The following is a 12,710-nucleotide window of genomic DNA, read 5'->3' as shown; positions in this document are numbered from 1 at the left end:
GCGTATCAGACTGATCGGCAGCGCGCCCTATGAAGCGCTGCTGATCCCCGACGTTGCGGTCGCAACTGACCAGTCCCGCAAGATCGTGTTCGTGGTCAAGCCGGACGACACCGTCGAGGCGCGTCCCGTGACGCTCGGACCGCTCGACGAGGGCCTGCGCGTGATCCGCGAGGGATTGAAGGCGGACGACCGCGTCATCGTCAACGGCATCCAGCGCGCCCGCGTCGGTGCCAAGGTCGCACCGCAGACGGCACCAGCGCCCGCCGGTGGCAAATCATGAATCTTGGCCGTCTCTCCATCAACCAGCCCATCCTGGCGATGGTGCTGTCGATCGTGCTGCTGATCGTCGGCGCGCTGGCCTATACCACGCTGCCGGTCTCCGAATATCCGCAAGTGGTGCCGCCGACCGTCGTCGTCACCACGCAATATCCCGGCGCCTCCGCGCAGACCGTGTCCGACACGGTTGCCGCACCCATCGAGCAGGAGATCAACGGCGTCGAGGACATGCTGTATCTCTACAGCCAGGCGACCTCGAACGGCCAGCTCACCATCACCGTCACTTTCAAGCTCGGCACCGATCTCGACAAAGCCCAGGTGCTGGTGCAGAACCGCGTTGCGATCGCGCAGCCGCGTTTGCCTGAAGAGGTTCAGCGCAACGGCGTCACCACGCGCAAGAACTCGCCCGACATCCTGATGGTCGTGTTCATGCTGTCGCCCGACGACACGTTCGACCAGCTCTACATCTCCAACTATGCGCTGCTCCAGGTCCGCGATCAGCTGCTGCGGATCGACGGCGTCGGCGACATCCAGATCTTCGGCGCGCGCGATTATTCGATGCGGCTATGGCTCGATCCTGACCGGATCGCCAATCTCGGCCTGACCGCAACCGAGGTGCTCGCCGCGATCCGCGCGCAGAACGTGCAGATCGCGGGCGGCCAGATCGCCGAACCGCCGATCGCCGACCGCGCCTTCCAGCCGAACCTCACCTTCACCGGGCGATTGAAAGACCAGAAGCAGTTCGAGGACATCCTGATCAAGGCCGGCTCCGACGGCCGCACGGTGCGCCTGCGCGACGTCGCCCGTATCGAGCTTGGTGCTCTCGCCTACTCCACCAACAGCTTCCTGCTGCGCAAATCGGCGGTCGCCATGCTGGTGACGCAGCGGCCGGGATCGAACGCGCTCGCGACCGCGAAGAACATTTCGGACACCATGACGAAGCTGAAGGAGACCTTTCCGAAAGGCCTCGACTTCAATATCGGCTACAACCCGACCGAGTTCATCGCGCAGTCCGTCCACGAGCTGATCAAGACCATCTACGAGGCCATGTTGCTCGTGGTCGTCGTCGTGCTGGTGTTCCTGCAGGGATGGCGTCCCGCGATCATTCCGATCATCGCGATTCCGGTTTCGCTGGTCGGCACCTTCGCGGTGATGGCGGCGCTCGGCTTCTCGATCAACAATCTCACGCTGTTCGGGCTCGTTCTCGCCGTCGGTATCGTGGTCGACGACGCCATCGTGGTGGTCGAGAATGTCGAGCGGCATCTCGAGCATGGCATGAGCCGGCGCGATGCCGCGCTGAAGACCATGGAGGAGGTCGGCGGCGCATTGGTGTCGATCGCGCTGGTGCTGTGCGCGGTGTTCGTCCCGACCGCATTTCTGGGCGGAATTTCGGGTCAGTTCTTCCAGCAATTCGCCGTCACCATTGCGGTCGCGACCGCAATCTCCTGCTTCTGCTCGTTGACGCTATCGCCGGCGCTGGCCTCGCTTCTCCTCGTCCCCAACGAGGAGAAACGGCCGCCCGCGCGCTGGAATCTTGTTGCACGCGGCTGGAACGCTTTCACTGGCGTGTTTAACCGCGTGTTCGACCGTCTCGCGCATGGCTACGCCGGCCTCGCCAATTTCGTGATCCGGCATTCGGCGGTGATGATCCTGATCTACGTCGTGCTGATCGGCAGCGCCGGCTGGCTGATCGCCACCACGTCGCAAGGCTTTATTCCGGCGCAGGACCGCGGCTACGTCATCATCTCCGTGCAATTGCCGGGCGCCGCTTCGCTGGCGCGCACCACCGAGGTCGTGCGCGAGATCGAGCGGATCGCGCTGGATACGCCGGGTATCATCCGCGTGGCCGCTTTCGCCGGCTTCTCCGGCGCGACGCGGACGCAGGCCGGCAACGCGGCGGCGCTCTTCCCAGTGTTCGACGAGCCCGAGGCGCGGATCAAGAAAGGATTGTCTGCGAACGCCATCACGGTCGAGCTGCGCAAACGCCTGGCCGCGATTCAGGGTGCCTTCATCATCGTGATTCCGCCGCCGGCCGTGCCCGGCATCGGCACCGGTGGCGGCTTCACCATCCGCATCCAGGACCGCCAGGGCCGTGGGCCGGAGATGCTCGCCGCGGCTACTGACGAGCTTGTCGCCGCGGCGCGCAAATCGCCCTCGCTGCTCGCTCCCTCCGTGTTCTCGCCGTTCTCGGCCAATACGCCGCAGCTCTTCGTCGACATCGACCGCACCAAGGCGCAGAAGCTCGGCGTTCCCATCGCCGGCATCAACGACACGATCCAGACCTATTTCGGATCGACCTATGTCAACGACTTCAACCTGTTCGGCCGCACCTACCACGTCACCGCGCAGGCCGACTTCCCGTTCCGGAAAGAGCCGAGCGATCTCTCGCGGTTGCGCACGCGCAACGCCTCCGGCGACATGGTGATGCTCGGCAGCGTGGTCGAGTTCAAGGACGTTTCCGGCCCTGACCGCGTCGCGCGCTACAATCTTTACGCGGCCTCCGAGCTGCAGGGCGAGCCGGCGCCGGGCACCAGCTCGACCACCGCGCTCAACGCGATCAAGAAGCTCGCCGACGACACCCTCCCGAGCGGCTTCAGCTTCGAGTGGACCGATCTGTCCTACCAGCAGATCACGGGCGGCAATGCGGGTCTCTACGTATTCCCGATCTGCGTGCTGTTCGTCTATCTGGTGCTCGCTGCGCAATATGGCAGCTGGACCCTGCCGTTCGCGGTGATCCTGATCGTGCCGATGTGCCTGTTGGCGGCCACCATCGGCGTGCGCATCATGGGGCAGGACGTCAACATCCTCACCCAGATCGGTTTCGTCGTGCTGGTGGGGCTGGCGGCAAAGAACGCGATCCTGATCGTCGAGTTCGCGCGCGACATCGAGAAAGAAGGCAAGCCGCGGCTGGAGGCCGTGATCGACGCCTGCCGCCTGCGCCTGCGGCCGATCCTGATGACGTCCTTCGCCTTCATCCTCGGCGTCTTGCCGCTGGTGATCTCGTCCGGCTCGGGCTCGGAGATGCGGCAAGCCGTCGGCGTCGCCGTGTTCTTCGGCATGATCGGTGTCACCCTGTTTGGGCTTCTGTTCACGCCGATCTTCTATGTGGTGGTGCGGAACCTGGCCGAGGGGAAGAACGAGGGGAAGCCGAAGGCGGTGGGCTGATAAGTATCAAATGGCGCGCCACCGACCCTTCAATATTCACGCTGTCGTCCCGGCGAAGGCCGGGACCCATAACCCTCGAACGTGGTTTAGTGAAGATTCGTCGTTCGGTACTCCTACCGACCGCAACCGAGGGATTCCGCGGTATGGGTCCCGGCCCCCGTGCGCAATTGCGCACTAGGCCGGGACGACGCCGTTTGCTTGGCACGCCCTTCATACTAACGACCAACATGCAATGGATGGGCACCGCCGGGGTTCTTCACTAGTATCCGCGCGATTTCAAACAGAAAACTGCTGGGAGCTAACAGATGAAATCAGCACTTTTGGCCGCTGTCGCAATTTCGGCTTTGCTGCTGGCCGCGCCGGCCTCTGCGCAAGGCGTCAAGATCGGCATCCTCAACGACCAGTCCGGCGTCTACGCCGATTACGGCGGCAAATGGTCGGTCGAGGCCGCCCGGATGGCGATCGAGGATTTCGGCGGCGAGGTGCTGGGCCAGAAGGTGGAGCTCGTCACCGCCGACCACCAGAACAAGCCGGATCTCGCGACCTCGATCGCGCGCCGCTGGTACGATGTCGAGAACGTCGACATGATCACGGAGCTGACGACCTCATCGGTCGCGCTCGCGATCCACGAGCTTTCCAAGGAAAAGAAGAAGATCGACATCGTCGTCGGCGCTGCGACCTCGCGCCTCACCGGCGATGCCTGCCAGCCCTATGGCTTCCACTGGGCTTATGACACCCGCGCGCTCGGTGTCGGCACCGGCGGCTCGCTGACCAAGGCCGGCGGCGACAGCTGGTTCTTCCTCACCGCGGACTACGCCTTCGGCTACGCGCTGGAGAAGGACACCAGCGAGATCGTCACCGCCAATGGCGGCAAGGTGCTCGGTTCGGTGCGCGTGCCGCTCAACTCCTCGGACTTCTCCTCCTTCCTGCTCCAGGCGCAGAGCTCGAAGGCGAAGATCGTCGGCCTTGCCAATGCCGGCCTCGACACCACCAATTCGATCAAGCAGGCGTCCGAGTTCGGCATCGTCTCCGGTGGCCAGAAGCTCGCGGGCCTCTTGATGACGCTCGCCGAAGTGAACGGCCTCGGCTTGCAGGCCGCGCAAGGCCTGGTGCTGACCGAGGGCTATTACTGGGATATCAACGACCGCACGCGCCATCTCGGCGAACGCTTTCTCAAGCGCACCGGCCGGATGCCGAACATGATCCAGGCCGGCACCTATTCGGCGACGCTGAGCTATCTCAAGGCGGTCAAGGCCGCCGGGTCCAAGGATCCGGATGCGGTCGCCAAGAAGCTGAAGGAGCTGCCGGTCGACGACGACTTCGCGCAAGGCGGCAAGGTGCTCGAGAACGGCCGCATGGTCCACGACATGTATCTGTTCGAGGTCAAGAAGCCCGCGGAATCGAAGAAGCCCTGGGACTATTACAAGCAGCTCGCGGTCGTTCCCGGCGAGAAGGCGTTCTTCACTGCCAAGGAGAGCGGCTGCCCGCTGACGAAGTGAGGATCTCTATGTCGTCCTGGCGAAAGCCAGGACCCATTACCCCGACAGCCGCTTGTTGAAACAAGCTGTCGCCGCCATCGTGCCCATAACCGTGTCCTGTGGTTATGGGTCCAGGCCTCCGCCAGGACGACGGCGGGGCAAGTGGCCGTATGTCGGCTGCCTCACACCAGTCGCAGCACCGCCGCCCCCAGCGCCCCCGCCCACAGCGCAATGGCCGCGATACCCTGAATAAAAAATCCCGGGCCGCGTTTTGCGGCGGCCTTCGAATAGCCGATGAAGTAAACGATGCGGCCGACGATCCAGACCGCGCCGATCGCCGCTGCGCCGGAATCGCTGATGTAAATCGCGAAAAGCCAGAGCGACGGCAGGAAGATCGGCATCCATTCCAGCGTGTTCATCTGGATCCGGAACGCGCGCTCGAAATCCGGATGGCCCGACATTGCCGGCACCTTGACGCCGGTTTTGGTGCGCGAGCGCGACACGTTGATGGAGGTGAAGAAGTAGAACAGGATCGCCAGCAGCGTGACGAGGGCGGTGAGGTGATGCATCGCTAGTCCCTTCGAAGAGGTCCCGGTTCAATACCCGGTCAGCTCGAGATAGCCAACGCCGTCATGCGTACCGGCAAAGCTGATCGGCCCTTCCCAATAGGAAAAACCGGTCCCCATCCACGCCTGTGGATTGAGCGGCTTGCACTGGATCGAGAACGACCGCGAGGGGATCGCGATCTGCCATTCCACCGGGAGCTTGTGTCCCGCGACCTCAGCCGTCGCTTTCGGCATCATCTGGATGTCGTCGCCCGCGATCATCTGCGTCTCGCCCATCGCGCTGATCCAGTTGCCGAACGGATAATCTTTGCCGTCCTTCTGCCGGAGCCGGTACAGCATCAGCTTGTCACCGGATGACAGGTGCAGCGACAGCCAGTCCCAGCCGGTCTGGTCGGCATCGAGTGGCTGGCTGCTCCATTCGCGGTCCATCCAGGCCTGGCCGGAAACATCGACCGTCCTATCGTCGATGGTGAGCGTGCCGCGGGCGCGATAGAACGGCTGGCTGTAATAATAGGAGGCCTGACCGCGCTCCGATTTACGGCTGTAGCCGCCGGCGCCCTGCAACACCACCGGACGATCGGCCTCGAGCGTCAGCACGTAACTGAAGTCGGCGCCCGAGGCCTTCAGCGTCAGCGGCGCTAAAGCGCGATCTTCGGTGCGCTCGGATCCGTTCATCTCCCAATCGTCGATCCAGGCCGAGAACGGTTTCGCCGTGACTCCGGCCTGTCCCACACCACCGCGGGAAAACAGCTCGTTGAAGCGGTGGGTGTCGGCGCGCGTTACCGCGGCATGCGCCATCCACACCTGTTGATTGGCCCAGCCTTCGCCCTGCGGCCCCGGCTGCGTCGCCTGCCGGAACAGCGTCCATTGCAGGCCGCAAGCCGCGCCGCTGCCATCGACGAGATTCGCCGTGAGATACCACCACTCGATGCGAAACTCCGGATGCGGCCCGTGATCGCCGGGAAAGGCGAACGTCTTCCCCGGTGTGACCTTCGCAAAGCCGTCGGCCGTTTCGCCGAGCCCGGCATAACCTTGCGCGCCCGCGCGGCTGACAGCCGCGAGCGCGGCGATCCCGCCCGCGAAGGTGCGCCGGGAGATCCTGTCAGCGCTCATTGGCAAACACCTTGACGAGGCCCGCCGGCTGCATCCGGGCCAGTCGGATCATCGGCGGCAGCGCGGCAAGCAACGAGGCGAACAGCGCGATCGCGACCAGTTCGACCAGTTGCAGCGGAAACACATGGAACGGCAGCCGCCAGCCGAACGCCTTCACGTTCACGATCGCGATCAGGCACCACGCCACCAGCAGCCCGAGCGGCACGGCCAGGAGCGAGGTGAACAGCGCGACCGACAGCGTCTTGGTCAATTCGATCGCGGCAAGGCGCGGCCGCGTGATGCCGATCGCCCAGAGCGGCGCGAGCTGCGGCAGGCGGGAGTTCGCCAACGTGAGAAGGCTGGTCAGAAGCGCGATCCCGGCGACGCCGAGCGTGAACGCGTTCAGTGCCGAAGTCACCGCAAAGGTGCGGTTGAAGATCCGGATCGACTCCGCCTTCACCGTCGCCTGGTCGGCGACGCTGCGGTCGTCCAGCGCAAACTGCTTCTGCAGCGCCGCGATCAGACCGGGGATATTCTCCTTCGCGACGATGAGACCGATGCGCGTCTGCGGCGTCTGCGGAAAATGCCGGATCAGCGCCGCGACATTCACCGCCAGCTGTCCCTTGGGGTTGCCGTAGTCGGCATAGATGCCGACGATGTCGAGCTCCCAGGTCCCGCCCGGCGCCGGGACGTCTACGACGTCGCCGACGCGGACGTTGAGGCGGCGGCTCAGCTGCTCGCTGATGAAAGCGGCATTGCCGGGTATGAGTTGTGTCCAGGCACGGGGTGCGGCTTCGAGCAGCGGCCAGCGCTCGCGATAGAGCGCGTGATCGGGCAGGCCGAGCAGTTCCACCGGCTGGCCCTGCACCTGCGCCTCGGCGCGTCCGCCCGACAGGATCGCCTGGACATCGCTGCGCTCCTTCAGCCAGTTGCGGAGCGCGACACCTTTGGCGTTGTCGGAGGCGCTGATGTAGACGTCGGCTGCGAGCCGCCCGTTGAGCCAGCCGATGAAGGTGCGGCTGAACGTTCCCACCATGGTGGACACCCCGACATTGACGGCGAGCGCGAGCAGCAGCGCCATCAGCGCCAGCGACAAACCCGAGAGCTGCTGCCGACTGTCCGCCCAGAACCACAGCGCAAGCGGCCTCCGCGCCAAACGCTGCCCGGTCCGCAGGATGATGTCGAGGAAGGCCGGCAGGATCAACGCGGCGCCGAGCATCAGCGCTGCCAGCACGCCAAAGCCCGCGATCAGCGATTGCCCGTACTGGAGCAGCAACAGCGCGACGGCGAACACGGCGCAGGCAGCCCCGCTCTGCAGGATCAGCCAACGGCTCTGCCGCTGTTGCCAGGCGCGCGGCTGCGCGGTCGCCAGCACCGGCATCCTGACAGCCTTGATCAGGCTGGTCGCCGCGGCCACCAGCGCGCCCACAATGCTGATGCCGATCCCGGCGAGCCACCATTCGGGACGCAAGCTGAGCTGCCCCGGGATTTGCGCGCCGTAGAGCCCTCGCAGGGATGCTGCGACGTCGGGCAAGAGCGCGGCCGCAATGAAATAGCCGCAGGCAAGCCCGATCAGGCCTGCGATCAGCGACAGCGCCACGAGCTCGACCACCAGCACGGTGTTGACCAGTCGGGCCGAGGCACCGCAGGCCCGCAGCGTGCGCAGCATCGGCAGCCGCTGCTCGAAGGCGAGACCGACGGCTGAATTGACGATGAAAAGACCGACGAAGAACGACAGCAGGCCGAACGCAGTGAGGTTGAGATGAAAGCTGTCGGTGAGGCGCTCCAGCTCGGTCTCCGCATCCGGCTCAACCCGCTGTAAGCGGTCGCCGACGACGCTCGCTAAGGGCGCGGGCTTGCCCTTGGGCTTGCCGATCAGAAGCCGCGAGATCTGGTCCGGCTTGTTCAGCAGCCGCTGCGCCACGCCGATATCGACCACGAGGACGTCGGGCACGAGCTGCGGCAGCACGCGCAGCGGCGGCAGTATTGCGCCGTTGCTGATCGGCGGCGCTGCGCCTTCCCGCTCCTGCAAGTCGGTCAACGTTTCCTTTGCCACCAGCGTCTGGCCCGGCGGCGCCACGAAGCTGCTCAGATCGGCGGCGCCGAGGCGCGGTGCGTTGCCGACATCGACCGGCAGCGTCACCGGCTCGATGCCGAGCAGCCGGACCGAGCGCCCGTTGACCTGGACCCGTCCCTCCAGCATCGGCGAGACCGGCCAGCCGGCGCGGCGCAGCTTGACGAACAGCTCCTGCGGAAAAGTCGCGGCATCAGGCGCGACCAGCATCGGCGTGCGCGCGCCGCCGAAGGTTGCCGCGGCGCGGTCATAGGCGCTGCGGGCCTGCTGGTTGATCGCCTGCACGCCGCTCCACAGCGCAGTCGCCGCGATCAGCCCGATCAGGAGCGTCGCGAACTGCATCTTGTGGCGCCGCCAATGGCTGAGCAGCACGGCGAGGACCCAGAGCGCGCGCCTCATGCGATCCGCCCGGCATGCAGGTTGACGTGGCGATCGAGTGCGGCGGCCAGATGCAGGCTGTGCGTCACCATCAGAAAGCCGCAGCCGGTGCGCGTGACGAGGTCGCGCGTCAAGGCCAGCACGTCCTCGGCGGTGGCCTCGTCGAGATTGCCGGTCGGCTCGTCCGCTAGCAGCAACGACGGCTTCGTCGCCAGGGCCCGGCCAATCGCGACCCGTTGCTGCTGTCCGCCCGACAATTGTTCTGGATAACGCTTGAGCAGGCCGCCAAGCCCGAGACGCTCGATCAGCTCCTTGTACCAAGCCTCGTCGTACCGGCCGGCGATCCGTGCCTGAAACACCAGATTATCCCCGACCGACAGACTCGGGATCAGATTGTATTGTTGAAACACCAGGCCGATCCGGTCGCGCCGCAGGCCCGCGCGTCCCGCATCGGACAATTTGGTGACCTCCGTGTCTTCCAGTCGGATCGTGCCGCCATCGGCGGCATCGAGCCCTGCGATCAGGTGCAGCAGTGTGCTCTTGCCGCTGCCGGACTCGCCGGTCAGTGCGACGCGTTCGCCGGCCTTGAGATCGAGATCAACGCCGCGCAGGACATGGACCGGCTCACCGGCCGAAGAGAACGTCTTGGAGAGGTTTCGGATGCTCAGCACGATGAATGGCGCCGGACGGAATTAGCGGAATTGCTGCGTAGCACACTTGCTGCGGAAATGCCGGGTTGCGTTGGTATTGAAGCCGTTGTTAGCTCCTAAGAGGACCACATCAAAAAAGTGCCAAAAAGGGACGACGGGGAGAACGATGAGCGCTCAGGCAACGCAGCCCGCGGCGGGCAAGATGACGGGGATGTCCAAGGAAACGTCGAAGGAAACGCAAAAGCAAACGCAAAAGCAAACGCCAAAGGGCGCCTGGACCGTTACATTTCTCCTGTTTCTTTTCATGCTGGTGAACTTCGCCGACAAGATCGTCGTCGGTCTCGCGGGCGTTCCGATCATGACCGAGCTGAAGCTCGAGCCCGAGCAGTTCGGTTTGCTCGGCTCGTCGTTCTTCTTCCTGTTCTCGATCTCGGCGATCGTGGTGGGCTTCATCGTCAACAAGGTACCGACCCGCTGGGTGCTGTTGACGCTCGCGGTGATCTGGGCGCTGACGCAGTTTCCGATGGTCGGCACCGTCTCTTTCACCACACTCCTGATCTGCCGCATCGTGCTCGGCGCCGGCGAAGGCCCGGCGGCCTCGGTGGCGATGCACGCAGTCTACAAATGGTTCCCCGACGAGAAGCGCACGATGCCGACCGCAATCCTGTCGCAAGGTTCGGCCTTTGGCGTGATCCTGGCGGTCCCGGCGCTGAACTGGATCATCGTCAATCATTCCTGGCACTATGCGTTCGGTGCGCTTGGAATCGTCGGCCTGATCTGGGTCGCCGCCTGGCTCGCACTCGGCAAGGAAGGCCCGCTGGACACCCACGCATCGGCCGTGATCGAACCGAAAATACCCTATCTCCAGCTTCTGACATCGCGCACTTTCATCGGCTGTGTGACCGCGACCTTCGGCGCCTATTGGGCGCTGTCGCTCGGGCTCACCTGGTTCACGCCCTTCATCGTCAAGGGCCTCGGCTTCTCGCAGTCTCAGGCGGGCTTCGTCTCGATCCTGCCCTGGGTGTTCGGGGCGACCATCGTCATTCTCACGGGCTGGATCTCGCAGGTGATGCTGGCACGCGGCTACACGTCGCGGATCTCCCGCGGCGTGCTCGGCTCTGTGCCGCTGATCGTCGGCGGCCTGATCCTCGCGATGATGCCGCACGTCCAAGGTGCCGGCCTCCAGATCGCCCTGCTCGTGGTCGGCTCCGGCCTGTGCGGCGCGATCTACGTCGTCTGCCCGCCCATGCTCGGCGAGTTCACGCCGACGTCGCAGCGCGGCGCGGTTCTCGCGATCTACGGTGCGCTCTATACGCTTTCCGGCATCATCGCGCCGCTCGTGATGGGCAGCGTAATCCAGCGCGCCGGCAGCATGCTCGACGGCTACATGACCGGCTTCACCATCAACGCCGCGATCATGGTCGGCTCCGGTGCGCTCGGGCTGCTCCTGCTCTGGCCCAACACGGAAAAGGCCAGGCTGACCGGTGGAGCTGCTCCGCAGGCAGCGCCGCTGAATAGCGCGGTGTCGCCGACGTAAGGGGCCACTTCAGCCAACCCAATCACAACTGTCATCCCGGCGAAGGCCGGGATCCATAACCACGATTTTTAGTTTGGCGAAGACTTGGAGTTGGCAGCTTTGCGCCACAACTCCGATTCGTGGTTATGGACCCCCGGCCCCTATGCGCAATTGCGCACTAGGCCGGGACGACAATTGAGTTTGTTGCTCAAGCCGCGATTTGCCGCTTCCGCTCCGTGAACGGCGACAGCACCACCGTCGCGACCATGAAGATCACGGATGCGCCGAACACCCAATGCGGCGCGCTCTGGTCCATAATCCAGCCGAACAACAGCGGGCTGACGATGCCGCCGAGATTGAAGCCGGTGGAGACGATGCCGAAGGCGCGCCCCGCCGCGCCGGGAGGTGCTGCATTGCGCACCAGCATGTCGCGCGAAGGCGCGATCACGCCGGAGAGGAATCCCGCGGCCGCCATCGTGGCGGTCAGCGCCCAGCCCGGCAGCGTGACCAGCGCGATCAGCAGCACGATCGCCGCGTTCGCGGCGAAGCAGGCGGCGGCGACATAGCCGTGGCGCTCGGTGTGGTCGGCAAGAAAGCCGCCCGCGAGCACGCCGGCGGCGCTTGCACCGAGGAAGGCGGTGAGCGCGACATTGGCCGCGGAATAGGTCACGCCATAGCCACTCATCAGCGCCACCACGCCGAAATTGTTGATGCCGGCGACCGACAGGCTGAGCAGCATGAACAGTGCCGTCAGCGTGATCAGCGCCGGCGTGATCACGGCCTGTTTGGGTGCGTTCTCGGTGCCTGGCTTGGTCTTGTGCGCGCCGGCATCGGGAATGTTCATGGTCACCAGCAACACCGCGACCAGAACGCCGATCACGCCCGATGCGATCAGCGCACCGACACCGCCTGACACGATGACCATCGCGGCGACGATCGCCGGCGCCACCGCGCCGCCGAAATAGCCGGCAAAGGTATGGATCGAGAAGGCGCGGCCCATCCGCGCTTCGTCCATGTGCTCGGCGAGGATGGCGTAATCGGCGGGATGGTAGACGCTGTTGGCGAGCCCGAGCAGCACGGCGCAGGCGATCAGCGAGGTGTAGCTGAGATGCAGGCCAAGCAGGATCAGCGCGAGGCCGCCGAGGGTGAGGCCGCCCAGCAAAATCTTTCGCGCGCCAAAATGGTCGACGAGATAGCCGGTCGGCGCCTGCGTCAGCCCCGACACCACGGCCGACACGGTCAGCGCGAAGCCGAGCTCGACGTAGCCGACGCCGAGTTGATTTTTGAGGAAGGGAAACAGCATCGGCAGGACCAGCAGATGAAAATGGCTGACCCAATGCGCGATCGAAATTCCCGTCAGCGTGCGTAGCGCGCTGTCCGCCTTGCCTTGCTGCGGTGCGGCGAGAACGTCGACCATTGCAGTTCCGTTTCACGTCCTTTGGAGACGCGCAAACTATCGGGCAGAGCGGTTATTTGTCCATGAACGCAGGCGCATGGCAGTAGCGCGGGGCAGGA

The 12,710-nt window shown here is 64.8% G+C and carries 8 protein-coding genes and 1 pseudogene; 4 read left to right on the top strand and 5 right to left on the bottom strand.

What is annotated here, in order from left to right; all coding sequences use genetic code 11:
• From IVB32_RS37870 to IVB32_RS37860, 3 genes and pseudogenes are all read left to right on the top strand, one after another.
• Positions 1–280: pseudogene (locus IVB32_RS37870) on the top strand (efflux transporter periplasmic adaptor subunit); the annotation flags it as partial.
• On the top strand, positions 277–3,441 hold the full coding sequence (locus IVB32_RS37865; RefSeq protein WP_247370510.1) for a multidrug efflux RND transporter permease subunit: 3,165 nt from the start codon (positions 277–279) through the stop codon (positions 3,439–3,441). The pseudogene IVB32_RS37870 and the gene IVB32_RS37865, both read left to right, overlap by 4 nt.
• Positions 3,442–3,746: 305 nt before the next feature.
• Positions 3,747–4,940, top strand: coding sequence for an ABC transporter substrate-binding protein (locus IVB32_RS37860; RefSeq protein WP_026233063.1), 1,194 nt, complete (start codon positions 3,747–3,749; stop codon positions 4,938–4,940).
• A gap of 161 nt (positions 4,941–5,101) precedes the next feature.
• Here IVB32_RS37860 and IVB32_RS37855 read toward each other — a convergent pair whose 3' ends face one another.
• Genes IVB32_RS37855 through IVB32_RS37840 form a run of 4 tightly spaced genes read right to left on the bottom strand, consistent with a single transcriptional unit; the run spans position 5,102 to position 9,700 of the window.
• Entirely contained in the window at positions 5,102–5,488 is a 387-nt protein-coding gene (locus tag IVB32_RS37855) for an MAPEG family protein (protein ID WP_018455974.1), read from the bottom strand.
• Between the two features lie 27 nt (positions 5,489–5,515).
• The gene (locus tag IVB32_RS37850; RefSeq protein WP_247370503.1) at positions 5,516–6,598 is read right to left on the bottom strand and encodes a lipocalin-like domain-containing protein; all 1,083 of its coding nucleotides are present in this window, start codon (positions 6,596–6,598) and stop codon (positions 5,516–5,518) included.
• Positions 6,588–9,050, bottom strand: a complete 2,463-nt coding sequence (locus IVB32_RS37845) for an ABC transporter permease (RefSeq protein WP_247370500.1) — start codon at positions 9,048–9,050, stop codon at positions 6,588–6,590. The genes IVB32_RS37850 and IVB32_RS37845 overlap by 11 nt, the downstream gene beginning before the upstream one ends.
• On the bottom strand, positions 9,047–9,700 hold the full coding sequence (locus IVB32_RS37840; RefSeq protein WP_018455977.1) for an ABC transporter ATP-binding protein: 654 nt from the start codon (positions 9,698–9,700) through the stop codon (positions 9,047–9,049). Before IVB32_RS37840 ends, IVB32_RS37845 begins: the two co-directional genes overlap by 4 nt.
• Positions 9,701–9,845: 145 nt before the next feature.
• Between IVB32_RS37840 and IVB32_RS37835 the strand changes: the two genes are divergently transcribed.
• Complete coding sequence (locus IVB32_RS37835; protein ID WP_247295946.1) at positions 9,846–11,216, top strand: MFS transporter; 1,371 nt, start codon at positions 9,846–9,848, stop codon at positions 11,214–11,216.
• Positions 11,217–11,403: 187 nt separating this feature from the next.
• Here the strand turns inward: IVB32_RS37835 and IVB32_RS37830 are convergent, their stop codons facing one another.
• Positions 11,404–12,612, bottom strand: coding sequence for an MFS transporter (locus IVB32_RS37830; protein WP_018455979.1), 1,209 nt, complete (start codon positions 12,610–12,612; stop codon positions 11,404–11,406).
• Between the last annotated feature and the right edge of the window lie 98 nt (positions 12,613–12,710).

Origin of the sequence: Bradyrhizobium sp. 23, assembly GCF_023073295.1 — a bacterium.
Lineage (GTDB): Bacteria > Pseudomonadota > Alphaproteobacteria > Rhizobiales > Xanthobacteraceae > Bradyrhizobium > Bradyrhizobium canariense_D.
Note: the sequence above shows the minus strand (reverse complement) of the source record. Positions and strands in the feature narration are given on the sequence as shown.